This is a genomic window from Actinomadura fulvescens, from assembly GCF_039533225.1.
GTDB classification, from domain to species: domain Bacteria; phylum Actinomycetota; class Actinomycetes; order Streptosporangiales; family Streptosporangiaceae; genus Spirillospora; species Spirillospora fulvescens.
The window spans coordinates 164528-188352 of record NZ_BAAATD010000014.1 but is presented as its reverse complement, the minus strand read 5'-3'; the positions used below and the strand labels follow the sequence as shown (position 1 = coordinate 188352).

At 70.0% G+C, this 23825-nt stretch carries 21 protein-coding genes; 8 read left to right on the top strand and 13 right to left on the bottom strand.

The genetic code is table 11. The features are described from left to right. Positions 1-4 precede the first annotated feature (4 nt). The 4 genes from ABD333_RS38810 to ABD333_RS38795 form a co-directional block, all read right to left on the bottom strand. On the bottom strand, positions 5-946 hold the full coding sequence (locus ABD333_RS38810; RefSeq protein WP_344547604.1) for an aldo/keto reductase: 942 nt from the start codon (positions 944-946) through the stop codon (positions 5-7). A gap of 50 nt (positions 947-996) precedes the next feature. Further along, on the bottom strand, positions 997-1335 hold the full coding sequence (locus ABD333_RS38805) for a winged helix-turn-helix transcriptional regulator (protein WP_344547603.1): 339 nt from the start codon (positions 1333-1335) through the stop codon (positions 997-999). 190 nt (positions 1336-1525) lie between these two features. Then, complete coding sequence (locus ABD333_RS38800) at positions 1526-2773, bottom strand: NAD(P)-binding domain-containing protein (protein WP_344547602.1); 1248 nt, start codon at positions 2771-2773, stop codon at positions 1526-1528. Between the two features lie 65 nt (positions 2774-2838). After that, positions 2839-4095 (bottom strand): ATP-grasp domain-containing protein, encoded by a 1257-nt coding sequence (locus ABD333_RS38795; RefSeq protein WP_344547601.1) that lies wholly within the window; start codon positions 4093-4095, stop codon positions 2839-2841. 122 nt (positions 4096-4217) lie between these two features. Between ABD333_RS38795 and ABD333_RS38790 the strand changes: the two genes are divergently transcribed. After that, positions 4218-6287, top strand: a complete 2070-nt coding sequence (locus tag ABD333_RS38790) for a glycoside hydrolase family 26 protein (RefSeq protein ID WP_344547600.1) — start codon at positions 4218-4220, stop codon at positions 6285-6287. A 288-nt stretch (positions 6288-6575) separates the two neighbouring features. Here ABD333_RS38790 and ABD333_RS38785 read toward each other — a convergent pair whose 3' ends face one another. Together ABD333_RS38785 and ABD333_RS38780 are read right to left on the bottom strand one after the other, a co-directional pair. Continuing rightward, complete coding sequence (locus ABD333_RS38785; protein ID WP_344547599.1) at positions 6576-7724, bottom strand: glycosyltransferase; 1149 nt, start codon at positions 7722-7724, stop codon at positions 6576-6578. Beyond that, on the bottom strand, positions 7724-8860 hold the full coding sequence (locus ABD333_RS38780) for a GNAT family N-acetyltransferase (RefSeq protein ID WP_344547598.1): 1137 nt from the start codon (positions 8858-8860) through the stop codon (positions 7724-7726). Before ABD333_RS38780 ends, ABD333_RS38785 begins: the two co-directional genes overlap by 1 nt. Before the next feature lie 136 nt (positions 8861-8996). Here ABD333_RS38780 and ABD333_RS47845 point away from each other — a divergent pair, with 136 nt between their 5' ends. Both ABD333_RS47845 and ABD333_RS38770 read left to right on the top strand, forming a co-directional pair. Continuing rightward, positions 8997-9797 (top strand): pentapeptide repeat-containing protein, encoded by an 801-nt coding sequence (locus ABD333_RS47845; protein WP_486303487.1) that lies wholly within the window; start codon positions 8997-8999, stop codon positions 9795-9797. A 107-nt stretch (positions 9798-9904) separates the two neighbouring features. Beyond that, the gene (locus ABD333_RS38770) at positions 9905-10240 is read left to right on the top strand and encodes a hypothetical protein (protein ID WP_344547596.1); all 336 of its coding nucleotides are present in this window, start codon (positions 9905-9907) and stop codon (positions 10238-10240) included. Positions 10241-10442: 202 nt separating this feature from the next. Here the strand turns inward: ABD333_RS38770 and ABD333_RS38765 are convergent, their stop codons facing one another. From ABD333_RS38765 to ABD333_RS38745, 5 genes are all read right to left on the bottom strand, one after another. Next, positions 10443-11567 carry a glycosyltransferase gene (locus ABD333_RS38765; RefSeq protein ID WP_344547595.1) on the bottom strand — a complete coding sequence of 375 codons (1125 nt, stop codon included), beginning with the start codon at positions 11565-11567 and terminating at the stop codon, positions 10443-10445. Continuing rightward, on the bottom strand, positions 11564-12277 hold the full coding sequence (locus ABD333_RS38760; RefSeq protein ID WP_344547594.1) for a polysaccharide deacetylase family protein: 714 nt from the start codon (positions 12275-12277) through the stop codon (positions 11564-11566). Before ABD333_RS38760 ends, ABD333_RS38765 begins: the two co-directional genes overlap by 4 nt. Before the next feature lie 15 nt (positions 12278-12292). Further along, entirely contained in the window at positions 12293-14107 is a 1815-nt protein-coding gene (locus ABD333_RS38755; protein ID WP_344547593.1) for a lipid II flippase MurJ, read from the bottom strand. Then, complete coding sequence (locus tag ABD333_RS38750) at positions 14101-15333, bottom strand: O-antigen ligase family protein (protein ID WP_344547592.1); 1233 nt, start codon at positions 15331-15333, stop codon at positions 14101-14103. The genes ABD333_RS38755 and ABD333_RS38750 overlap by 7 nt, the downstream gene beginning before the upstream one ends. Before the next feature lie 236 nt (positions 15334-15569). Continuing rightward, on the bottom strand, positions 15570-16868 hold the full coding sequence (locus ABD333_RS38745) for a sugar transferase (protein ID WP_344547591.1): 1299 nt from the start codon (positions 16866-16868) through the stop codon (positions 15570-15572). A 606-nt stretch (positions 16869-17474) separates the two neighbouring features. On the opposite strand from ABD333_RS38745, the gene ABD333_RS38740 reads away from it, so the two are divergent. Next, the gene (locus ABD333_RS38740; RefSeq protein WP_344547590.1) at positions 17475-17771 is read left to right on the top strand and encodes a hypothetical protein; all 297 of its coding nucleotides are present in this window, start codon (positions 17475-17477) and stop codon (positions 17769-17771) included. A 943-nt stretch (positions 17772-18714) separates the two neighbouring features. Here the strand turns inward: ABD333_RS38740 and ABD333_RS38735 are convergent. Next, on the bottom strand, positions 18715-19494 hold the full coding sequence (locus ABD333_RS38735) for a DUF4253 domain-containing protein (protein ID WP_344547589.1): 780 nt from the start codon (positions 19492-19494) through the stop codon (positions 18715-18717). A gap of 391 nt (positions 19495-19885) precedes the next feature. Beyond that, positions 19886-20851, bottom strand: a complete 966-nt coding sequence (locus ABD333_RS38730) for a matrixin family metalloprotease (protein WP_344547588.1) — start codon at positions 20849-20851, stop codon at positions 19886-19888. A gap of 366 nt (positions 20852-21217) precedes the next feature. Between ABD333_RS38730 and ABD333_RS38725 the strand changes: the two genes are divergently transcribed. The 4 genes from ABD333_RS38725 (at position 21218) to ABD333_RS38710 (ending at position 23805) form a co-directional block, all read left to right on the top strand. Further along, complete coding sequence (locus tag ABD333_RS38725; RefSeq protein WP_344547587.1) at positions 21218-21445, top strand: helix-turn-helix domain-containing protein; 228 nt, start codon at positions 21218-21220, stop codon at positions 21443-21445. Positions 21446-21486: 41 nt separating this feature from the next. Beyond that, positions 21487-22176 (top strand): esterase/lipase family protein, encoded by a 690-nt coding sequence (locus ABD333_RS38720; RefSeq protein ID WP_344547586.1) that lies wholly within the window; start codon positions 21487-21489, stop codon positions 22174-22176. 336 nt (positions 22177-22512) lie between these two features. After that, positions 22513-23397, top strand: coding sequence for an alpha/beta hydrolase (locus ABD333_RS38715; protein ID WP_344547585.1), 885 nt, complete (start codon positions 22513-22515; stop codon positions 23395-23397). A gap of 147 nt (positions 23398-23544) precedes the next feature. Beyond that, positions 23545-23805 carry a helix-turn-helix domain-containing protein gene (locus tag ABD333_RS38710; RefSeq protein WP_344547584.1) on the top strand — a complete coding sequence of 87 codons (261 nt, stop codon included), beginning with the start codon at positions 23545-23547 and terminating at the stop codon, positions 23803-23805. The last annotated feature ends 20 nt before the right edge of the window (positions 23806-23825 follow it).

The window sequence follows — 23825 nt, the reverse complement described above, 5'->3', positions numbered from 1 at the left end:
TCGTTCAGGCGCTGGCTTTGTCCAGCAGGGCGAGTTCGTCGGTGGTGAGCCGAAGGGTCAGGAACGGGAGCAGGTCGGCGAGCTGCGCCGGGGTGCGGGCTCCGGCCAGCGGGGCGGCGACGGTGGGCTGGGCGGCGAGCCAGGCCAGCGCGACCGCGGCCAGGGTGGTGTGGTGCGCGGCGGCGACCTCGTCCAGCGCCGAGAGAACGGCGGGGCCGTTGCCGTCCAGGTGCGCGCCGGCGCGGGCGGCGCGGGCGCTGTCCACGTGGGGTCCGCCGGGGCGGTATTTCCCGGTGAGGAAGCCTCGGGCCAGGGCGACATACGGCAGGCAGGCCAGCCCGGCACCGGCCACGATGGGCGCCAGGTCACGTTCGTAGCCCTCGCGTTGCACCAGGTTGTACTCCGCCTGCAGCGCGACGTACGCCGCGAGCCCTTCCCGCGCCGAGACGTCCAGCGATTCGGCGAGGCGGCCGGCGGTGAAGTTGGACGCCGCGATGTGCCGTACCTTGCCGGCCCGCACCAGGCCGTCGAACGCCGCCAGGGTCTGCGTCACGGGGGTATCGGGGTCGTCGACATGCGCGTAGTACAGGTCGATGTGCTCGATCCCGAGCCGCCGCAGCGAGTCGTCGACGCCGCGCCGGATCGTCTCCGGCGCCAGGCCGTCCACGCCCGGCAGCGCGCCCACCTTCGTCGCGATCACCAGCTGGTCGCGGTTGCCGCGGGCCTTCATCCAGCGGCCGATGATCGTTTCGGATTCGCCGCCGCTGTTGCCGGGGACCCAGCAGGAGTACATGTCGGCGGTGTCGATGAAGTTGCCGCCCGCCTCGGCGTAGGCGTCCAGCACCGCGAACGAGGTCTCCTCGTCGGCGGTCCAGCCGAAGGGATTGCCTCCCAGGCACAGCGGTGAGACCCGCAGGTCGCTCGCGCCGATCTTTACTGTTGGCATGGCGGCAACGTTAGGAGCGGGCAGGGAACCATTCGGTTCCTTGCGGTATGTCAGTCATCGCCGCCGAGGTCGGTGGCGTGTTCCTGTGCCCACTGGGCGAGCACGCTCACCGGTCCGAGGAGGCTCTCGCCGAGGAAGGTCAGCCGGTACTCCACGCCGGCGGGCGCGTTGGGCGGGGTACGCCGCTCCACGAGGTTGTTGCGCTCCAGCTTGCGCAGGGTCTGCGTCAGCATCTTGTTGCTGATGCCGCCGATCCGGTCATGAAGGTCGCTGTAGCGCAACGGGCCGCGTCCTAGCCCGAACACCACGACGACCGACCAGGTGTCGGCGATCAGGTCCAGGGTGGTTCTGGCGGGACAGTCGGCTAGGAAGACGTCGTGTTCAGCCATGGGCGCGGCTCCGTGCCTGCGGCCAGATGGCCGTGCGCGTGCCGGGCGGGCTTGGGGGGTCACTGGGGTGGGGCGCGGCTTGGGCGTGGGGATGCCGGTGGCGGGCGGGGTGATTGTTACCGGTTCCCACGTCCAGATCGTACCGAAATCCGGCTGGGGGCGCCGCCGCTGCGGGCGGCGCCCCCGGCGGTCACTGGGGTGCCACGCTCTTGTCGGTCTGCTTGGGCGGGATCGCGGCGCCGGACGAGGTGGACGTCCGGCGTCTGGCGAGGCTGTCGGCGATGCGCTGGGCGGCGAACGAGCTCCCGTGCACGAAGCGCATCACCGGGCCGAAGCTCGCCGCGGCCGCCAGGCCGGCGAAGTAGAGGCCGGGGACCGAGCTTTCGAAGTGGCGTGACAGGGCGGGCGACCGGTGCCGCAGCCGCAGCCGGCGGCGCAGCTGCGGATCGAGGATGGTGACCTTGTCGACGTCGGGGACGTAGCCGGTCGCGGCGATGATGTGGTCGGTCTGGCAGAGGTGGATGCCGCCGCGGCTGGTGACGGTCGAGAACCGGACCCTGCCGTTGTTCTCGTCGGCCTCGACGACGCGTTCGCCCAGCCGCAGCGTGATGCGGTGGTCGAGGCGATCCCTCAGCCACCAGGAGCCGGCCGGGCCCAGCGTGTTCTTCACGATCTTCTGGCGGGTCCGGTCGGGGAGGGCGCGGGTGGTGGCCGGGTACTCCGACCACAGCCAGGTGCGCCAGCCACGTCCCAGCCCGGACTGGGGACCGCGCAGTGCCCTGCTCGCCCACGACGGGTCGGGCTCGGGCACCGCGTTCCAGGCCAGTTGTTCCTTGCGGGAGACCACGGTGGGCCGTGCTCCCGCGTCAGCCAGCAGGACCGCGGTCTCCAGCGCCGACTGGCCCGCGCCGACGACCGTCACCTCGCGGTCGGCGAAGCGGCTCAGGTCATGGTGGTCGACGCTGTGGGTGGCGAGCTCGGGGGGCAGGGAACGCAGCTGGTCGGGCACATGGGCGAACTGGCGTACGCCGATGGCGATGACCACGTTCAGGGCGCGGACCCGCTCGCCGGTGCTCAGGGTCACGGTGAAGCCGGGGTCGGCGGCCTCGACGTGCTCGACCTGGGCGTCCTCGGTGCCGCGGACCGCGTGCTCGGCGAACCACTGCCCGTAGGAGACGAACGAGCCCAGCGGGATCGGCCGTCCCATCGGCCAGCCGGGATGCAGGTCGGTGAACGAACTGCCGGGCGAGGGCGAGCTGAGGTTGGAGGCGAACGGCTCGGACTTCAGGAGCATGCCCGCGGGCATGTGCCGCTGCCAGAAGTCCATGGGCGTACCGATGACGCGCACGTTGAGCCCGTGCGCCCGCGCGTGCGCCGCGATCGACAAGCCGTAGGGTCCAGCCCCGACGATCAGGGTGTCGATGAGTGAGTCGTCCACGAGGTCGTTGTTCCTTCCTGAGGTGCGGTGCTGCTCGCGGGATGAACGCGGCAGGCGGTGGCGCGTCATCGGCGGCGGCGGCCCGGTCTCGCGCGCGTCAGGGCGCCGGCCAGGCTGAGCTTGCCCATGACGAAGAACGGACGGGGGTCGTCGGCGGCCCACCAGGCCAGTTCGTCCGCCTGGCGGCCGCGGCGGATCTTGGTGAGGGGGCGGGTGAACGAGCCGAGGGCGTAGTGGTTCTCGACGATCAGCGTCCGGCCCGGCGCCGGTCGTGGCCGCGGGATGCGGCGTCCCGACTGGTGCAGGTGCAGCGCTCGGACGAGGTCGAGGGACTGGCGGTCGTGGAAGAGCCGGAACTGCGCGCCGAGCCGGGGATTGAAGTCCAGCAGGTGATAGGTGCCCTCGTCCTCGGCGTCGTCCTCGACGTCGTCCTGGGCGTCGAGGCGGAAGTCCAGGTCGACGACGCCGGTGTAGCCCAGGGTGCAGACGATCTCGTGCGCGAGCCGTTCCAGGCGGGGGTTGACGACCCATTCGCCGGCGACGGTGTGGCCGGCGTCGGCGGGCCGCGCCACGTGCTTGCGGCCGGTGCCGCCGAACAGGCATCTGGACGAGCCGTCGAAGTAGCCGTGAAAGAACCAGTCACCCCCGGCGGGCGGGATGCGGCGCTGCAGGATCAGGGGACCGGCCGCCTGGTTGGCCGGGTCGTGCGCCCTGGCCAGCAGCCGCTGCGCCTGCTGGAGCGTGGTGACCAGCAGGGTGCTGCGCAGCCCGGGCGGCAGCAGCCACGACCGCGCCCACTTGGCGATCAGGGGGAGGCCGAGGGCGCCGACGGCCTCGCGGAGTTCGGCGTCGGTCGCGGGCATCCGGCTGGGCGGCATGGCGATGCCGTTGCGCTGGGCGGCCTCCAGCAGCGTCGCCTTGTCGGCCACCATGCGGGGGGTGCTGGGCCACTGGGCCGGGAAGACGAATCCGGCCTTCAGCGTCCCGGCGTTCTCGGCGATGTAGATGGCGCCGGCGTCGTCCATCGGCAGCAGCAGGGCAGGGCGGCCGATCCGCGTAGCGATCCTGTCGAGGTAGCGGGCGAGAGCGGTGCCCAGGTGGGGCGCCGGGCCCCAGCCGTGGCACCGGTGCAGGTATTTGGAGGTGCCGGCGGGCGTGGTGCCGGGTTCGAGAATGGCGTGGACCTCGACCCCGGCCCGTCCTAGGGACCTGATGGCCGCCAGGGTGCCGTGGTGCAGGGGGTAGCGGTTGGTGCGCAGCAGCAGGACGGGCAGCCGGCGGTCGAGTTCGGGTGCGGTCAACTGCGGGGAGTCACGCAGCATGGGGCATCCGGCCAATTCTCCTATGTCGGTACATATGCGAGGTGCTTATAGCGTGGGCAAAGAATTTTCACGGCACCGGGGTGCGGCCGTTCGTCTCGACCCCGGCCGGGCATACGATACGCATGGCACCTGACCGCATCCACGATGCCTCTGGGCGATTCTATCGGGGACGGAAGCGACGACTTCTGAGTTTCCTTAAATGTGGTGCCGCCTGTGCGTCGATTTTTGCTGCGACAGCGGTCAGCTCGTGCGTGACAACCGATGCGTCGACCGCGCGAGAACGGCACGCAGCCGTTTCGAGTCCGCCGCTGGGAGCATTTCTGGGGTCGGGTGCCGAGGGAGTCGCGAGAATACCGGGCTTTCAGCAATGGCTCGGCTCGCCGGTCAAAGTCGGGCATACCTATCTCCCCGGTGAGTCCTGGGCCGCGATCGAGGGGCCGGCGGGAATCATCGAGCCGTGGGCGCGCTGGCGGGCCCAAGACCCGTCCCGCCTGCTCGTCATCAACGTCCCGATGGTCGCGCCCAACGAGGCGAACCTGCCGGACGAAGTCGTGGTGTCGTTCCTGCGCGCCGGCGCGTCCGGGTCGTACGACGGGCACTTCCGGCGGCTCGCCGAGCGGCTGGTAAAGGTCGGCGCGGCCGACTCGATCATCATTCCCGGATGGGAAATGAACGGCGTCACCTACAGCGGCCGATGCCGTCCCGACCCCGCGTCCTGGAAGCGCTATTGGCGCCGCATCGTCACCACCATGCGGTCGGTCGCCGGCACGCGGTTCCGTTTCGACTTCAACGCCAGCCGCGGCCGGGACGCCATCCCGTGGACGGCCTGCTATCCCGGAGACGACGTCGTCGACATCATCGGCTCGGACAGCTACGACCAGCCACGGGGCCAATCCTTCGAGGATTTCGTCAATGAGCCGTACGGCATGCAGGCCCAGGCCGACTTCGCCGCCGCCCACGGCAAGCCCATCTCTTTCCCCGAATGGGGATTGTTTCGTAATTCCGACAATCCGGATTACATCGAAGGTATGCATAAATGGATAACGTCCCACAACGTCGTCTATCAGACCCTCACTGACTATTGCCCGCACGGAGTATGGCGCTGCGACGACAACCCCGAGTCGTCCCAGACCTACCGCAAACTCTTCGGCGGCCAGTCAGACCAGGCCTCCACCCCTCCACCCACCCCGACCTGCACCCCCACCCCTGCCACACCCGGCGTGCCCCAGACGCCCACCGCACCGGGAAGCCCAGCCACACCAGAGACACCCGCCTCGCCCGGCGCGCCCGCCTCCCCAGGCGCGCCCGCCACACCGGGCGTGCCTGCCGCGCCGGGAACGCCTGCCACACCCGGCGCAGCTGCCACGCCAGGGAGCCCTGCCGCGCCAGGGACACCCGCGTCGCCAGGCGTACCTGCCACGCAGCGGGCACCCGCCACGCCGGGAACGCCCGCCACGCCGGGCATGCCAGCCGCGCAGGGCAACCCCGCCGTGCCCGGGCCGGCTGCCACACCGGGCGTGCCGGCCGCGCCGGGCAACCGTCCCGCGCCAGGCCTGCCGGCCACACCAGGGAGCCCTGCCGCGCCGGGGACACCCGCGTCGCCAGGCGTACCTGCCACGCAGCGGGCACCCGCCACGCCGGGCATGCCGACCGCGCCGGGCGTGCCTGCCGCGCCAGGGACACCCGTGTCGCCGGGGGCGCCGACCACCGCAGGGATACCTGCCACGCCGTCCGCATCGACGAACGCTTCTTCTATGCCGTCAGCCGCGACTTCCGCAACGAGCGGCGCCCCGGCCTTGCCCCCGGTCGTCTCCGCCGCGCCATCGCCTACCGCACCCGCTCCTACGCCGACGATCGTGAGCCCCACGCCACTGGTAGCGCCGGGTTCAAGGCCGAAGGCGGCCCCATCCGTACCGCTGGCCATGCGGTCGGACCCGATGGCGGCGCCCGGCCAGGCTGTAGCGCCTCCAATGGCGGCTCCGCCCACGTCCGTTTCACCACCGCTGGCGTCGTCTCCTCCGGCGGGTACTGCGGCTCCGTCCACCCCCGTAGCGGGCGCCACTCCAATGGCTACGCCGGGCGTGAGGCCCACACCGGCGGTGCCGTATGCCTCGCCACCGTCCGCCGACTACCGGATCACGTGCCCGCCCGCCACCACACCAGCCCCGGGAACCGCCACCAGCGGCAGCTAAGACACAGAGCCGGCGGCAACGCCGGGGTCAGCCGGACGCCAGCAGTGCCGGATGGTTGTTAGCGTCCGCCGGTTACCAGGTCGCTTGCCTGCCGCCGCTCGGCCAGCCACAGCGATCGGTTGGGGGTGAGCCGCACTCGGTGGTGTGGGGTGTCTTGCTATCCGCCGATGACCGGCTGGTTTCCTGCCCGCCGCCACGCCAGGCACGGGAATCGCCACCAGCGGTGGTTAGCGCGCAGAGCCGGTGGCTACGCCGGATGGGCCCATTCCGGTGGTGTCGGGTGTGTTGCTAGTGTCCGCCGGCTACCGGGGTGCTTGTCTGCTTGGAGGTGGCGCGGGGGCGGGTGGCGGCGGCTACGGCTGTGGTTAGGGCGCAGAGTTGGTCGAGGGTTTCGGTGAGGTTGAACGCCGAGGCCGCGCGGGTTCCGGCGGCGCCTTCGGCGTCGGCCAGGTCGGGTGCGGCGAGCCGTTCGGCTACGGCCTCGGCGAGCGCCTCGGGGTCCTCGGCCGGGACGAGTGCGCCTGTTCCGGGGGTCACGACCTCGGTCAGTCCGGGGATGGCCGTTGCTACCAGGCTGCGGCCGGTGGCGAGGGTCTCCAGTGCGCTGAGCGGCAGGCCTTCCCATCGGGAGGGCATCACCACCACGTTGCAGGCCGCCAGCCAGGGGCGCGGGTCGGCGGCTGCCGGCATGAAGGAGACCGAGCCCGGCTGGGGTCCTGTTTCCGTCAGACCGTCGCCGACGATGGCGAGCCGTGCTTGCGGGCAGCGGGTCAGGACCGCGGGCCAGGCAGCCAGGAGGAGGTCTTGGCCTTTCTGGCGGCTGCGGCGGCCGAAGCAGAGGGCCAGGGGTACGTCTGCCGGGATGCCGAGGGCGAGTCTGGCGGCGTGCCGTTCCGCAGGGGCGGCCGGGTTGAATCTGGTGAGGTCCACTCCGTTGCGGACGACGATGAGCGGCCCGCGGACTCCCGCGTTCTGGCCCTGTCGTAGTTCGCCGTCGCCTACGCAGATCAGGGCGTCGCAACGTGGCGCCGCTGTCTTCTCCCAGGCCTTGCTGGCTCGGGCGAGCATGCCGCGTCCTGCCAGCCACGACCAGCCGTGCGGCTGGAAGATGACCCCATGGCGACGCGAGCCTGGCAGCCGTCCCGCCAGACCGGCCTTGGCGGAATGCAGGTGCACCACGTCCGGGGCGAACTCTCGTACGATGCGGCGCAGTCGCCACGCTTCGTCCAGGGTGTGCAGGTCTGGCGCGCGTCCGGCCCGCCATGGCAGCGCCGGTATGCCGGTAGGCCTGAGCCACTGCGCCAGTTGCCCGTCCTGGGGGCAGGCGACCGCGACGTGCCAGCCTCGCCGTAGTTGTTCGGCTGCTGCCTGGGCGACGTAGGCCGCGACCCCGCCGGTAGTCGGCTGGGCCACGTGCAGGACGCGCAACTCCCGCATTAGCGGCTGCCTGGGTTCTGACGCTGTCGGTAGCGGTGCTTGAGGGTCATGAGGAACGTGCGGACGCCGGCAGCGGCGGCGTAGGCCCGCGCCCGATGACCACGTCCCAGGATGAGCCGCTCGTTCATCACTGTGGTGGGCCGCCATTTGGCCTTGTAGTGCTCCTGGCCGCGCAACATGCTGAAGGTGGGAAGGCCGCGGCTGTGGGTGCACGCCAGGTTCTGTCGGAGCAGCATCAGCGTGACGTCGATGGTGTTGCGGAGGGTAGGGCGGCATCCGTACAGGTAGGCGCCGGCCAGCTGATGACCGAACAGGACCAGGTCGACGGCGACGAGCCCGCCGTCGGCGTCCTTGTACTGGAAGAGCACGGCCTCGTCGTGGCGGATCATGTCGGTGCAGGCCTGGGCCAGGTGGCGGCGGAACCGGTCTCGCGTGTGCTCGGGATTCATCTTGCGTCCGTGCCACTGGCGGATGTGCAGCCGGAGCAGCTCCGCCACGGCCTGGGGCGCGTCCTGCGGCGGTACGGGGGAGACGGTGATCCGCTGATGGTCGATCTTGCGGAGCTTGCTGCGCAGCTTGCCCGCGGTGCGTCCGGGATAGCGGCCCAGCAGTTCGTCCATGGGGCCGCCGGGGAGGTCCAGGCAGGCGGCGGCCTGGGTCTGCCAGACCTGACGAGGCCACCGCCGTGCCAGGGCGTGGGCGTTCGATCCGGGCCGCGCCTGGGTGAAGTCGATCGCCGACCAGCGGGGTTCGGCTAGCAGGGCCGTGACGAGCCGGCTCAGGGCCTCGTCGGCGTTGTCGGCGTCGACCAGGACGTCGGTGAAGTCGCTGATCGGGTGTGCCAGCGGCAGAAGGACGGTCGTCGCGGCACGCCGGTCTGCCAGCAGCGGCGCCGCCGCCATCAAGGTCTGCCCACGCCAGACCAGAACGAGCCGGAGGGCGCCGGGCCGGCCGTAGTTCGACCACCATGCCGCCAGCCAGGCGGGGGACTGGAACGGCGTCGCGGCGGGGGAGCGCCGGTAGAGGTCGCGCAGCGGGCCGGCGAGCTCCTGCAGTGCCTGCTGGTCGCGGCGGACCTCCGCCGTCCAGGTGATGGCGGAGGTCCCGGCAGTCGCCGGCGCGGAAGGACTGGTCATTTGGTCGCAGCCTCCGCGGCCCCCGCCGACCCGATCCCTTGACTGCTCTTCGTAGAGTCGCCTTCGGCCTTTCGTACGGAGTCGTCTGGGGCCGGATCGTCCCGGGCCGCCTCGTCCTGCGCGAGTTCGCCTTGCGGTGCGTCGTCCTGCGCCGGGACGCCTGGGCCACGTTCGCCTCGGATACGGCCACCTTGCCCCCGAACGCTTAGGCCGGGGCCATCTTTCGGCGCGCCGCCTAGCGCACGTTCGCCTTGCGCACGTCCGCCGTACGCGCGGTCGCCATGCGCGCGTTCGCCGTACGGGCGTTCACCTTGGGCGTGCTCGCCTTGGGCGCGTTCGCCGTACGCGCGTTCGCCGTGCGTGCGTTCGCCTTGGGCGCGTTCGCCTTGCGCGCGTTCGCCTTGGGCGCGTTCGCCGTACGCGCGTTCGCCTTGCCCGCGTTCGCCTTGCGCGCGTTCGCCTTGCGGGCGTTCGCCTTGCGGGCGTTCGCCTTGCGGGCGTTCGCCTTGCGGGCGTTCGCCTTGGGCGCGTTCGCCATGCGGGCGTTCGCCGTACGGGCGTTCACCTTGGGCGTGCTCGCCATGCGCGCGTTCGCCATGCGGGCGTTCGCCTTGGGCGCGTTCGCCTTGCGGGCGTTCGCCTTGGGCGCGTTCGCCTTGCGGGCGTTCGCCTTGCGGGCGTCCGCCTTGCGGGCGTTCGCCTTGCGGGCGTCCGCCTTGCGGGCGTTCGCCTTGCGGGCGTCCGCCTTGCGGGCGTCCGCCTTGCGGGCGTTCACCTTGGGCGCGTTCGGCTTGCGGGCGTTCGGCTTGGGCGCGTTCGGCTTGGGTTTGTGTCGTGTTGTCTTGGGCGGAGGCGGTTCGGGCTGGGGTGTCGGCCAGGTCTTCATGGGCGAAGTCGACTCGTACAGGCGGGGTCGGTTGGTGGCGTTTTACGGTGATGCGCCTGCGTGCCGGCCATCGGGGACGACGGGGCCGCGGGATGTGCCAATTGTGGTGCCGGACGGCGGGCCACCAGCGGCGGTCCCAGCCGGTGGCCGCTACCAGCATGGCCAGCAGCACGCCCGCGGCCGTTCCCACCAGGCCGCTGATCGGCAGGTTGGGGCCGGAGGGGAACGCGGGCGGGCTGGCGGTGTTCATCAGCACGACACGGACTCCGGTCTCGTGGCGGTGCTCGGCCCCGTACTGGGCCAGCGCGGTGGCGGCGGCGTTGGCGTACGCGGTGGCCCGCGCGGGCGTGGGGCCTGATCCGGTGAGGCGGATCAGCGGGGCGTCGGGCGACGTCGACACCTGCAGGTGCTCGCGGGCGGCGTCCATCAAGGCCGGGGGCAGCGGCGGTGACGCGAGTGCCAGCGTCCCGGGCAGCGTGGCCAGGCGGGCGTAGGCCTGGGCGAAGCTGGTGGCCACCGGCCCGGCGCTCGCCGGGGCCGTCACCAGAACGTGTGCGTCGGCCGTATAGGTCGCGGGCTGGAGGCTTCCATAGCCCAGGCCGCCCAGCAGCCCGAGCATGACCACGGCGGCCAGCAGTACGGCCCTGCTGAACGTGGTCGCGGTGTGGGTGTGTGGATGAGGCATCTGCGGCCCTTTCACGCTGGAGAAACGCTGGACGGTACGGAGGCGCCGATCGCGGCGGGCCCGTGCTGGTAGAGCCGGACCAGCGGTTCGATCTGCCTGGTGATGGCGTAGTGCGCCACGGCCGGGGGAGGGCGGAGGCGAGCGGCCGGACGCCGGGCGGCCTGCTCGATCGCGGCCCGCCAGTCCGGTTCGTGCGGCGGCAGCCGCTGTGCCTGCGGGGCGGCGTCGGGCGGCAGGTCCGTCAGGGCCGGGCAGACGGAGTAGAGGACGGGCAGCCCGCTGGCGAGGGCTTCGAGGACGCTCAGCCCGAACGTCTCCTGGGACGAGGGCGCCGCGTACAGGTCCATCGCCGAGAGCAGGGCGGGTACGTCGGCACGGTCGCCGGTGAAGATCACGCGGTGGGTCGCGCCGAGGGACGCGGCGAGCCGTTCCAATGTGGCCCGGGCGGGTCCCGCGCCGACGATCAGCAGGCGCCCGCGTTCGTCGTGCGGCAGGGAACGGATGAGCACGTCCAGGCGCTTGGTGTCCACCAGGCGGCCCACCGAGCCCACGACGAACTCGTCGGGGCCAATGCCCAGGCAGGCGCGGGTGGCGGCCCGGTGGCGCGGGTCGAAGCGGAAGGCCGCCGCGTCGATCCCGTTCGGCAGCGTCAGCAGCCGGCTCGCCGGTACGCCCCAGCCGCGCAGGCGCCTGGCCACGGTGGGGGAGACGGCGATGGTGGTCTCGCCCAGGCGTTCGGTGGCCCGGTAGAGCAGGCGCACCGGGGTGCTCGTGCGGCGGCCTTCGATGTGCCCGTCGCCGAGCGAGTGCTCGGTGGCTATGACCCTGCGGATCCCGGCGATGCGGGCCGCGAGCCGTCCGTGGACGCAGGCCCGGTACAGGTGGGTGTGCACCACGTCGTAGGCGCCGCGCCGCATCAGGCGGGCCAGCCGGGGAACGGCTCGCGGGTCGGAGTTGCCGCGCATCCCGATGTGGTGCACGTCGATCCCGGCCGCCCGGGCCGCCGGGGTGAGGTCTCCGGTACCGGTGAGCACCGCGATGTCACAGTGCACCGGCAGGTGCCGCACCAGCAGCAGCAGCTGCCGTTCGGCGCCGCCGCGGTCCCAGCCGGTGATGACGTGCAGGACCCTGGTCATCGGCGCACGTTCCAGCGCAGGTGGTGGCGGGCCGACTTGGCCCATAGGCGCAGGCCGCCGTCCCGTTCGCCGATGTAGGTACGTGGGATGGCGTGAGGGCCCGGATGCTCGTCCCAGATGGCGCAGCCGTAGGCGTACCCGGCCTCCCGTACGGCGGCGATGACATCGGGTGTGACGTGCCCGTACGGGTAGGCGAAGCCGGGCACGGGCCTGTCGAGGAACTCCTCCAGGGCGGCACGGCTCTGCTTGAGCTCCTGCTTGACCTGGTGGTCGTCCAGCGACGGCAGGGAAAGGTGGTGGACGCCGTGCGAACCGACCTCCATTCCGCAGCGCACCACGGCCTGAAGCTGCGCCTCGTTCATCAGCGGTATGCGCGGCCCCTCGTCCCAGGTGTTGGCCTCGCCGATGCGCGCGGTGACCATGAAGACGGTGGCGGTGAAGCCAAAACGCGCCAGGACCGGGACGACGTGCGCGAAGAAGTCGGCGTACCCGTCGTCGAACGTGAGGCCGACCAGCCTGCCCGCCTGCCCGGCCTGCTGGGCGTGCAGCAGCTCGGTCATGCTCACCCCGCGCAGGCCCCTGCTCTTGAGCCAGCGGATCTGCCGTTCGAAACGACGGGGCGACACCGTGATCAGATGCGGGTCGTCGCTCCGGTGGTCCACGGAGTGGTACATGAGCACCAGCGGCGTGCGTTCGGTGGTTTCGTTCATCGGCCCCCCATGGGTCTAGTCGGAACGGAGACAGCGGAGCGCCCGCAGGTTGCCGAGGGGAGACCAGGTGGCGCCGGCCAGAGCCAGCACCGCGGCGAACACGGCGCCCACGACGGCGAGGTTGGCGACCAGGAGCGGAATCGCGCTATGGGACGCCAGGAGCGCGGTGACCGCCGTGGCCGCGGCACCGGCGGCCACGGCGGCGGCGGCCAGCTTGGCGACGTCCCCGGCCACGGCGCGCAACGAGATCCGGACGCGGCCGCCGCGCAGTCCCGCCAGCAGCAGCGCGGCCGCCAGCGTGATGCCGGCCGCGTTGGCCGCCGCCAGCGCGGCCGCCCCGGTGGCGGCGGTGAGCGCGCCACCGAGGACGATGGTGACGGCGGGACCCAGGGCGACGGCCGCCGCTGGCCGCCACCCCGGGTGCTTCTGGGCGAAGTAGGCGCGAGCGCAGGCGCCGAGCACGGCCTGCCCCCACAGCCCGAGGCAGTAGATCTGCAGCAACGTCGCGGTGCGCGCGGTGTCGGCCGCCGTGAAGCGTCCGTGTTCGAACAGCACCTGGATGATCACGTGGGCGGACCCGACGAGATAAGCCGTCGCCGCCAGCACGATCGCGCTGACGATCACCAGGTCGGCCTCGACCCGGGACCGCACCTGCCGGGTGTCCCCGCCCGCGCTGGCCCGCGCCAACCTGGGGAACGTCACCGTCACCACCAGCAGCGACAGCACCATCGGCACCTGCGCGACCTTCTGGGCGTAGTTGAGATGGGAGATCGAACCGGCCGCCAGCCCCGAACCGATGAACCGTTCGGCCAGCGTCTGCGCTTGCCGCGTCAGCGTGTAGACGACGACGGGAATGACCCCGGCCAACGCCAGCACGGCCGCAGCGGCCGGCGCGGACTCAGCAGAACGAGCCACGCCGGGCGAACGTTCAACCGCCCCAGCCGAACCACCACCCCCGGCCTCGGCACCCAACCCCGCAGCAGAGACACCACCCGGACCAACAGCGCCACGCTCGGCCAGGCTCGCAGACGACAGATCGGGCTGGCCGGCGGCTGCGGCGGCGGGGGCGGCGGCGGGGGCGGTCGTCGAGGCGGGCTCGATCGGACCGACAGGGCCAAGGTCAGCCGGGGCGGCAGGGGCGACAGGGGCGACCTCGGCCGGGCCGGGCAGTGGGGGGTTGCGCAGGTGTCGCAGGAAGGACGGGAGTTGGATGGCGACCATGAGGGCGCTGCCGCAGGCGACTCCGGCGGCGGCGCTGGTGATGCCGAGTGAGCTGGCGCCGGCGGCGATGACGGCCAGGATTCCGACGTTGTACGCGAGGTAGATGCTCGCCGGGGGACCGAAGCAGTGGTGCGCGCGCAGGGTCGCGCTCATGAACCCGGCGACCCCGAAGGTCAGGATCGTGACGGCGGTCAGGCGTACGCACAGTACGGCGGGAGCGGCGTCGTGCAGGCCCGGAGCCAGGAGCGCCACCAGGAGCGGCGCGCCCAGGATGACCCCCAGCATGGCCACCGCCAGCCCGGCGGCCAGACGCGGCAGCGCGGCGGCGATCAGTGGCCGTACCCGGCCGTGCCGCTGCAGCCGCCGGGCGACGGCGGGCACCATGATCAAGGCCATGGCGTCCTCGATGAGCAGGGGGGACATGGTCTCGGGCACCGTCCAGGCGACCAGGAACGCGTCGGTGCTGCTGCTGGCTCCGAACAGGTGCGCCATCGTCAGGTCCCGGACGAACCCCAGGACGGTGCCGCCACAGATCAGCACCGCGGAGACGCCCGCCGCCCAGCCGATCGAGGAACTGCGGCTGAGCCGGTGGGCCGGCGTCGTCACCACTGTGGGGACTCCCGGTCCGGGCGGGTGGTGAGCACCACGACACCGGTCAAACCGACCAGGACCCCCGTCAGGACGCAGCTGGCCCCGCCCAGGTCGCCGTAGACGAAGGTCATCAGGCACACGGTCATGAACCCGGCGCCGGCCAGCCACGCCGCGTCCCGGCGCCGCCGCACGGCCACGACACGCCATGCCAGCGCGCCCAGCAGCACCACGAAGCCGGCCAGGCCGAGAACACCTTGCTCGGACAACACCAGCAGGTACTGGTTGTGCGGGGACAGCAGCGGCTGCCGCAGGTAGCCGTTGACCGGATCCTGAGTTTCGCTGGCCGAGGACAGCTGCAGCGGGGCGTAGCCGTCGCGGTACGCGGGAAATCCCTTCACTCCTACGCCGACCAGCGGGTGGTCCTGCCAGATCGTGACCGCCGTCGTCCACAGGCTGAAGCGGTCGCCGACCGACCGGTCGGGCGTGCTGATCGAAGCCGCGATCGATTCGGCTCGTTCGGCGAAGGCGGACGATTGCACGCCCAGTCCGCACACCACCACGATCGCCGCGGCGCTCGTCCCGACCGCCATGCGCCACGCCAGCGCGCGCGACCGCGCCACCAGCATGACGGCCAGCCCCGCGATGATGGCCAGCCAGACGCCGCGGCTCAGGGAAAGCACGAGCGCCAGGCCGAGTACGGCCGCGAGCGGCAGCAGTACGAGGCGCCGGCGCCCGGGCCAGGCCAGTGCCGCCGCGACGACGATGACCATCGCGTAGCCGACGACCGTCGCCATCGCCATGATGTCGACCGCGCCGAACGTCCCCACCGCACGGGTCAAGCGCCCGGTGAAGGACGCTCCGTTGCCGGTGAGCACCTGCCAGATCCCGATGCTCGCCTGCACCAGACCCACAACAACAACGGCCCCGGCGACCACCGCGATGTCGTGCCGCCGGCGGACGGTGAGCATGACCGCCGCGGGTACGAGCAGGAAGATCTCCACGACACGTACAAAACCGGCGAGACTCGCAGCAGGGTCGTGAGCACACAGGGTGCTGATCGTCAGCGTCACCAGCAGCGGCCCGAAAACCCACAAGCCGCGCGACGGTAGACGCCGCCCGTCCCGGAGCGCCGTCACCGCCGCTCCGCACACCAGCACAACGGCGGCCAGATCGCCGGCCGTCACCTGTACGGAGGAGTCGATGTGGGCTTCGCCGGGCGGAACACAGACAGCCAGAACGGTCAACGCTGCAAGCCAACTGGGGCTCGGCCGCAAAGCCTTGGCGAGCCAAGAGCGAACGAGGCGCAGCCGACGGTCATCGCAGCACCGCGCCACCGGAACAGAAGCCGACACAACCCCAGCCGCAGAGAACCCCGCGCCCACGGGCACGTCCCGAGACTCGCTGGACGCAGACGTTCCCGTGGGTACGTCCCGGGGCTGGTCGGACGCAGGCGTGCCCGTGGGGTCGGGTGGGGGGGTGGTCATGCTCTGTCCCGGAACAGCATGGCGCGGACCGTCAGCAGGATGATTCTCAGGTCGCCGGTGAAGCTCCAGGTGTCGATGTAGTCGTTGTCGAACTGGGCGCGCAGCTCGATGGAGGTGTTGCCGCGCAGGCCGTTCACCTGGGCCCAGCCGGTCATCCCGGCCGGCGCGCGGTGGCGCAGGGCGTAGGCCGGATAGGAGCTGGAGAAGAGCTCGACGAAGTACGGCCGTTCGGGACGCGGGCCGACCAGGCTCATGTCGCCGCGCAGGACGTTCCATAGCTGGGGAAGCTCGTCGAGTGAGGTGCGGCGTAGGAAACGTCCTACCGCGCCTATCCGCGCGTCGTCTTCGACGGACCACCGGGTGTCCGACTCGTGGTCGTCGGAGGGTTTGAGCGTACGGAACTTCAGCACGGTGAACCTGCGGCCGTGTTGCCCTATGCGCACCTGCCGGAAGATGACTCCTGGGCCGTCCTGGATCCGCAGCGCCACCGCGCACACCGCGAGCAACGGAAGCGCCGTTATCAGGAGCGCCGCGGCGCCGATTACGTCGAAGACGCGTTTGGCGAGCCGCGCCCCGGGCCGTTGAAGGCTGGGAACGAGTTGGCGGCACGGCATACCGGCGAGCCGTTGGATATCGGGAGCTAGCGCGAAGGTGTCCGCCGGTGACAGCAGGGCAATGGTTTCGCGTTGGGCCGCCGTACACAGCCTGGCCGCGGCTTCACGTTCCTGCTGGGGGAGCCCATCGCACACCAGCACCGCTACTTCGACTTCGCTGGTGTCCAAGATGCTGGCCAGGTCCGTGACGGCGCCCAGCACCGGCAGCTGCGACGGCGGCGCCTCCTTCGCGTCTTCGGCGAGGACCTGTCCGACCAAACTCAGCCCGGCTTCGCGATGCTGGAGCAGCCGCTGAATGGCGGGCTCGGCATTCCCGCCGCAGCCAATCACAATGGCGGTACGTGACGAGGACCGGCGGCGGCGATGGGTGTCGAGCGCGATGCGGAACGCTCCGCGCCCCGTACCGGCCAGCGCGCTGCACGCGACCGACATGGCGAGCCAGTTCGTCGAGCCGCCCGGGTGGCCCGACGGGACGAACGCCGAGATCAACACGACCACCACCAGCGCGCGGCCCATCATCGGCACCAGATCGCGCCTGGGTGTCGAGACGCGGCGCGGCCGGTACGCGCCTGCCGCCGCGTGCAGGCAGACCAGTGTCGCGGCGGCGGCCCACGCCTGGATCGCCGCACCGCCGTAGACGCCCACGGCCACGGCCATCGAAACGCCGTCGATGAACGCCATCACCGTGCGAAAACACGCGGACCGAACGCGCGACCGCGGCGGCCACACCACCCTGAATCGTGAACGCGCCTCCGCCGCGTCGTCTGCCAGCGAACGAGCCGACCCTTCGGCTGCGGCGACCGATCCGGTCCCCTGGGCATTCATCTCGGGTCGCACTCCCTACGAAACCGCATTGCGATCGGCGAGCGGTCGACACCAATCTCAGAACACACATCTACGGACCCGCCTAACCGCCAGACGCCGTTAGCGGAACCAGACGCACATCCCAGCATGCCAGCACCTTCGACATAGGACCCCGTGGCTTTAATCAACATGTCCGAACGCTTGACAGTCATGGCCCGGGTCACGCTCACGGACGCGGCGAATCGACGGCGCCGGCCACCGCAGATACAAAAGCGGCGTTCTGGGAATACCGTATCGATCTGTTATATGTGAGCGGCAGGTGAGTTCAGCTAAGAGCAATGGTTTCCCTAGTTCTGCCCATAACGCTTCCGGGGAGGTTTTCCGAAGGGCCGATCGTGCTACTCATACCTTTGTCCGGCCGTTCATCACGGGATAAGCGGCCGACCGCAGTGACTGCAGTCAACAGTGAAGGAGAAAAAGACAATGATGAAGCGACTGGCGGCCACCGGAATGATGACCCTGTGCGCCGGCGCCGTCCTGATGGGCGCGACCCCGGCCCTGGCTGGCGACGAGGGTGGGGACGGCAACGAGAACAACCAGATCGTTGGCATCCTTACCTGCCGCGATGTCAATGTCTCCCTGATCGTCACCATCGACGACATCCTCAGCAAGACCACCGACAAGGGCGACTGCAACAACGGCTCCGCTAACGACGACAGCGGCCACGAGCACAGCGGCGACGACGGTAACGGCAACAACTTCCACCACGACCGCGACTGATCGGGTACAGCCGGAACAAAGGCGGGGGCGTCACTTCGGTGGCGCCCCCCTCCTTTTGCGCCAAGACCGGTCGTTCCCCTCACCACGGCACATCCAGGGAAAACCTCCGAAACGCGACACCCCCCCGGATAAATTCGACACAGCCCCCAAACCGAAGGACACCCCCACCAGGCCCGCCCCACCTACATATAAGCGCGCAAGAAAACCCGCACCCAAGCCCCTATAAACCCGACGAGCCGACGGTTTTCACTAAGCGCAACCCTGAAACTCACCCAACACGGCACCCCCGGCCCAGCCCCCCTTCCCCACCGCGCAAGGAAGGGCTAGTCAGTCCCCGCGAAACACCGTTCCCCTCAAGCCAGCACGAGGAAGTCCTACGCCCGCGCAAGCGCCTTCGCTAAACGACGTCCCTCGCCAGGACGACGGAACAACGTTCCCTGGGCAGCGAGACAACGCCCACCCGAGCCCGGCGGGCAACGTCCGCTTCAGCACAGCGACACGACGGTCCCCTGCCAGGACGACGGAACAATGTTCTCTGGTCAGCGGGACAGCGCCCATCCCAGCTCGGCGTGGCCCAGTCGTATGACGGGCCGATGTTCCGCGTCTGGGTCGGCAGAACGGCGTCTCCCGGTCGGCGGGACGATGTGCACCAGCTTGGCGGGACAACGTCCGCTTTCGCACATGCGATGCCAGGGTCCGCTTTGGCACGTGAGACCAGCCCCCCAGTCAAGGCGAGGCGAGCCTTTGGTCGGCGCGCACTGTCGGCGTGCTCATTGGTGTGCAGAGGTGAGGACGAGTAAACGTGTAGAGCTGATAGCGGACAGAGCTGTGCCTGGGCTTCCTGTGCGGCAGTCAGGAGCAGGGCGTCAGCTGGTTGTTCCTGGGGTGAACTGGATTGGGTGCAGCTCTTCAGGACCCCAGGGTGAGGGTGTGTCTGTTCCGGTCAGTCCCACCAGAAGGACCAGACAGGGGCGTCGACGAGCCCCTCCGCGTACTCCTGGAAGTCATAGCCCTGCGTCAGGTCGTGGCAGAAGGCGTAGTGTTCGGCGGCGACGTGCCGGGCGTGGTCCAGGGTGCGGGGCGGCCAGGCGACGGTGACGCTGAAGGTGGCCTCCGCCAGTGAGCAGAGCCGGACCCCGAAGCGCTCCTGCCAGGTTCGCACGACGGCGGTGGCCTCCTCGACGCCCCCCTCCGAGAACCAGCCCGACGCCATGATGGCGTCGGGGCCGTCGTGAGCAGGGACCAGGCCGAGGTACGGACCGTGCTTGCCCATAATCAAGTCGCCGATGCCCGATGGGGTGGTCGCCAGCTCGACGGCCACCTGTTCGGGATCGGAGTCGGATTCGCCGGAGGGGGCCCGGCCCGGCCACGCGTCGAACGGGGCTTGGTCCTCGAAGCACTCAACGAAGGTTCGCTGCCAGCCTCGGGCCAGCCACTCGTCCACGTTGACCTTGTCCCCCCAGCTCGACGGGATGGGGTTTATGGCACCGACATGCCAGGGATAGCCGCCGTCAGTCTCGTTCCCCAGCAGCAGGGGCCACAGACCGGTCTCGCGATGGCGAGGCAGAAGCTCGGCCCACAGGCGTCCGGCGTTCTCCCCATCCAACCGGTCGTCGGAGATCCACAGCACCGGCTCGGTCATGGGCTCGCCCGTCCAGGTGTACTTGGAGTCCGGCGTGACCAGACGGCCCCGCAGGCCGTCCGGCGCTTGGAACGTGGTCATCCACATGGTGCTCCTCCTGTGTCTCATGCTCGGGGGCGCATGAGTGTGAGGTCGGCTCGTCAGAGGTATACAGCCCGGAACAGACAAAAGCCGCTCGCACGTGTTGGCGCGCTTTGACGAGCAAGAGGAAGAGCGGCTTCGCGGAACCGAACTCAACCTCGACGCGGCCGACCCGGTGAGGGCCTGGGGCGGAGCCTCGGTGTACGAGGTGGACCTTGATCAGTCGCGCGCGGCGGTCGGATTCTGGCTCGCCTCGGCACGCTGATCATCTCTGCACGTTCGCGCGGTCTTGACGGGTTTGTTCTTGGCTGGCGTGGTCCGGGGGTACGCGGCGCATCGGTGAAGGCGGCGTGGCGAGTGGACGCATTTGGGTTTATGCCGGAAATTGTCGCTACGTCCGTGAGCCGTAGAGCCCGATCAAGCCGTGGTAATCGCCTAGGCCGAGGGTGGCGGGGCCCTCGTCGCAGGTCTTCATCGTCGGCGCCATGGTCAGATTGGCGTGCCTTTTCCCGCGGACGTGCTTGAGGCCCAGGACGTGCAGCATCTCGTGGACCACGGCCGAGGTCGCGTTGAAGCTTCCCGCCGGGCAGGCCGAACGGGCCTTACCGCCGGCGGCCTGGGCCTTGGCGGACGCCCACCATTCCTTGCCGCTGCTCTGGAGCGCGATGTCCCCTTCGATGATGTTCCGGGTCGTCTGCCAGGTGCACGAGAGGGCCAGTGTTCCCGGATCGGCGTCCCCCATGTTCATCCAGCCAATGGCATTCGTTCCGTCGCGTTTCGTGCAGGCACCGCCGCTGATGTTGGGCGTGGACTCTGTTGTCCCGGCGAACTTCTCATGAATGTCGGGCTGCGGTTCGAAGCGTTTCTTGGCCCTGCAGTCCGTGGACGCGGTCACCGCGCGGGTCACGCCGTCCGAGACCACCGACTTCTCGTCGGAGATTCCGCTGATATCCGGTCCCTTGGCGAATTTCCAGTCGATGGTGCTGCCTTTCTTCCAGGCACTGAAACCCGCCGCCCACGAGCCGTCGCGGCACGCGTCCAGCGGCGCGGCCGAGGTGCGCGGCCTGCCGTTGGCGTACCCGAGGGTCTGCTGCTGGATGCTCACCGCCCGCTGGTCGGACGCGACCCGAACTGTCAGCTCAGAGCCCCCGGTCCGCTGCAACGCGTGCGCCGTCACCACGACGACCTCGCTGCCGCGCGGCGGCACTTCGACCCGTATTCCGTGCGAACCTTCGATGACCCGGCTGCGGATGTCACACTCGCCCGTCCTGACCGACGATGGCAGCGATTCCACGTCGAGCGGCCCGCCCTCTTTGCACCACGAGGGTGCCGGATTGGTGTCGCCGGCGGCCGGCACCGACGACAGGAGGGTCAGGCTGACAACTGCGAAGAAGCAACTGGCGGGACGCTTTGGCAGCTGCTGTAGGGACGAGGTCACAAGGTTCCCTTCCTGGCATATTTCGCTCGCTGCTTGCCTGGAAACAAGCCGGTCTCGGAGTTGTATCCCCCACCGATTCGAGTACGGAGGGCATTGATCAGGAAAGGTTTGGCAAGTACCGCTGTCGTGCGCACAGAGGCCGGAAACAGCCATATGAACCTCTCCCCCTTGGTAAGCGGACGGGAAAGATCAGGAAGAGGTAGGCTCAAGAGCGGTTTTCCGTGCTTTCGCGGGGACACACAGTGGTGACTGTGCAGTTTCCTCCGCGTGAGATCGGGATGACTCATGTCTAGGCCGTGGTATGTCGTCGAACCACGTCAACGTCGCTCGATCGTCGGCCATCGGCGCACCGCAATGTCCCGCCGGCTGAAAGTAGAATATGAAGAAGGCCGGACGATGCGAGAGCTGGCCATCCAGGAGGGGATCACGGAGGGCATGGTGCGCAGATTGCTCCAAGAAGCCGGAACCGAGATACGCCCCAGGGGCGGCGCCCGGCGCCCAGGCCGAAAATGAGGACGCCGCCGACCTTCCTCCATATACGCCCGCGAAGGCTCATGGGCGGGCTCGGCACTGCCGCGCTACTGGTCAGCGGTATCGCGGTCGCCTCCGAGGCCGCGTCCCACAATCCGGTCCTGGTGGTAGGCGGCATACGCGCCGACCAGAGCACCCTGGACAAAATGGTCTCCGCCCTGGAAGAACGCGGATTCCGGGCCTCGGCCATGCAATTGGCCGGAAACCCCAGTGGGACGGCGTCGATACCGGCGTCCGCCCGGCTCGTGGCCGACAAACTAGACAAGATTCGCAAAGAGACCGGCGCCGATCGTGTCGACGTCATCGGGCACTCGATGGGCGGCCTGGCGCTCCGGCACTACCTGAAGTCTCTCGGCGGCCACCCCCACGTCCGCACCTACATCAGCATAGGAACGCCCCACCAGGGCGATTGGCTCGGCCTGCTGTGCGCGCCCACATCCCAAGGCTGCCGCGACCTGCTCCCCTCGTCGCCGTTCATCAAACGACTCAACGCCCGGCCGCCGATCCCCACCGGCATACGCGCGTTCCATCTCTACAGCGACCAAGGAACGGGCGAAAAGAACCCGCTGCCAGGCGCGACGAACCTGCGGATCCAGCAATTCTGTCCCGGCCGCAAAGTCGAGCACCCCGCGGAGCTCGTCGACGGCGCCGTACAAGAACTGGTCGCCTCCATCCTCCGCCACCGCCCGCCCGCGACCACCTGCCCCACCTGAGCATCCGTTCGCCAAGCCCCCAGGCACCTGCAACACCGGCCCGGACGGGGAACCGTGTCCTCCACCCTGGCCCCGGCCGACGCTCTTGCCGAAGGCCCCTCCGATGACGTGCCGGTCGACGTGCCCGATACCCCGGTAGAACGCCTCCTCGGTCGGCCGGGCCCGTCGACGCCCACGCCCACGCGCGACCTCCCGTGCGGGGCCGAGCGCACCGCGCACTGCCCGCCGTCTCGGTGTCGCGGCACCGACGCCGCGCTGGCCTGCCTTTGCGACGGCCTTCACGCGCGATGGCGGGGACGAACGGGGCGAATCAATCCAGATCTCTAGGATTGCCGCATGGCTGTGAGCTGGACGGCGGGACGGCCCGTGGAATTGCCAGGCGCGGTCCACTACACGCTGGTCACCGGAAGCGAGCCCACCGACCAGTGGCATGTCGCAGTGGCGTTACCGCACCAGCGAGCGAGCACGAACCCAGGCCCGTTCCCCGCGCTGTATCTGCTCGACGGCTTCCTCACCTTCATGGCCGCAGCGCAGATCGCGCAGACCACGCTGGCGTTCTCCCTGGGGCAGCTGCGCCCCGTCGCCATCGTCGGCATCTCCCCCGCCACCGACGATTTCGACCGGCTGATCGCCCAACGCGCGCGAGACCTGACACCGACGAGCAGCACGTCCGGCCATCTGCGCGGCCCGACCTCCTATGGAACGGGCGGCGCCGGCGCGATGCTCGACTTGATCCGCCACGTCATCGCACCGCACGTGGAGGCCGCTCATCCGCTCGACCCCGATGACCGGGGACTCGCCGGATTCTCCCTGGGCGGGCTGTTCACCTGCTGGGCCCTTGTGCGCCGCCCGGAGGGGTTCCGCCGCTTCCTGGCCGTGAGCCCGTCGTTGTGGTGGGACGAGCACCTGCTGCTCGACCCGCGCCGAACGCCCGTCACCGACCGGGAGAACAGCGACGTCTACCTCGCCGTGGGCCGGCGCGAGGACAGCCCGGACCATGGCTGGCCGCTGATCCCCGCGCCGATGCGCGAGGCCCTGTCCGGCCTCGACATGGTCACCGACCTCGCCGGCTTCACCGACCGCCTGCGCCGGCAGCCGAACGTCGAGCTCCGGAGCGAGGTCATCCCCGACGAGCAGCACGCGACCGTATGGCCGGCCGCCATGACCCGCGGCCTGGTGCACCTCTATGGACGTGACGCGCCGAACCAATTCGTCCGGTAAAGACTTTCCCCACGTTGATCTATTGTCAGGCAGCCGAATTGCGGATGTCGCCTCGTGTGCCACGATTCCACTCGTTCACGAACGACCCGCAGCGGAGCACCCGCGTGGGCTCACCGCCACGGCCATGACAACGGAGACCGAACGCCCATGTCGACCAACCAGCTTCCGCCGCGGCGGCGCATCAAAGGTGAAGACCGCAGGTCCGCCGCGTCCGCGTTCGTCTCCAGGTACGAGTCCGGCCTGAGCGTACGAGCCCTGGCTTCCGAATCAGGCCGCTCCTATGGATTTGTGTACAAGCTTCTCCAGGAGAACGGCGCGGCAATGCGCGGACGCGGCGGGCCGAATCACCGCGGACGTGGCGCGGCCGACTACGACGACCCCGAGTTGAACTCAGACAACCCCGAGTAGGTTTCCGCCACCTTTGATAT

Coding starts and splice junctions, on each gene's coding strand:
- ABD333_RS38790 (WP_344547600.1), top strand. CDS start 4,218: ATGGCACCTGACCGCATCCACGATGCCTCTGGGCGATTCTATCGGGGA.
- ABD333_RS38760 (WP_344547594.1), bottom strand. CDS start 12,277: ATGAACGAAACCACCGAACGCACGCCGCTGGTGCTCATGTACCACTCC.
- ABD333_RS38785 (WP_344547599.1), bottom strand. CDS start 7,724: ATGCGGGAGTTGCGCGTCCTGCACGTGGCCCAGCCGACTACCGGCGGG.
- ABD333_RS38725 (WP_344547587.1), top strand. CDS start 21,218: ATGTCTAGGCCGTGGTATGTCGTCGAACCACGTCAACGTCGCTCGATC.
- ABD333_RS38765 (WP_344547595.1), bottom strand. CDS start 11,567: ATGACCAGGGTCCTGCACGTCATCACCGGCTGGGACCGCGGCGGCGCC.
- ABD333_RS38810 (WP_344547604.1), bottom strand. CDS start 946: ATGCCAACAGTAAAGATCGGCGCGAGCGACCTGCGGGTCTCACCGCTG.
- ABD333_RS38780 (WP_344547598.1), bottom strand. CDS start 8,860: ATGACCAGTCCTTCCGCGCCGGCGACTGCCGGGACCTCCGCCATCACC.
- ABD333_RS38735 (WP_344547589.1), bottom strand. CDS start 19,494: ATGACCACGTTCCAAGCGCCGGACGGCCTGCGGGGCCGTCTGGTCACG.
- ABD333_RS38720 (WP_344547586.1), top strand. CDS start 21,487: ATGGGCGGGCTCGGCACTGCCGCGCTACTGGTCAGCGGTATCGCGGTC.
- ABD333_RS38715 (WP_344547585.1), top strand. CDS start 22,513: ATGGCTGTGAGCTGGACGGCGGGACGGCCCGTGGAATTGCCAGGCGCG.
- ABD333_RS38710 (WP_344547584.1), top strand. CDS start 23,545: ATGTCGACCAACCAGCTTCCGCCGCGGCGGCGCATCAAAGGTGAAGAC.
- ABD333_RS38745 (WP_344547591.1), bottom strand. CDS start 16,868: ATGGCGTTCATCGACGGCGTTTCGATGGCCGTGGCCGTGGGCGTCTAC.
- ABD333_RS38770 (WP_344547596.1), top strand. CDS start 9,905: ATGGCCAGCAGCACGCCCGCGGCCGTTCCCACCAGGCCGCTGATCGGC.
- ABD333_RS38805 (WP_344547603.1), bottom strand. CDS start 1,335: ATGGCTGAACACGACGTCTTCCTAGCCGACTGTCCCGCCAGAACCACC.
- ABD333_RS38795 (WP_344547601.1), bottom strand. CDS start 4,095: ATGCTGCGTGACTCCCCGCAGTTGACCGCACCCGAACTCGACCGCCGG.
- ABD333_RS38740 (WP_344547590.1), top strand. CDS start 17,475: ATGATGAAGCGACTGGCGGCCACCGGAATGATGACCCTGTGCGCCGGC.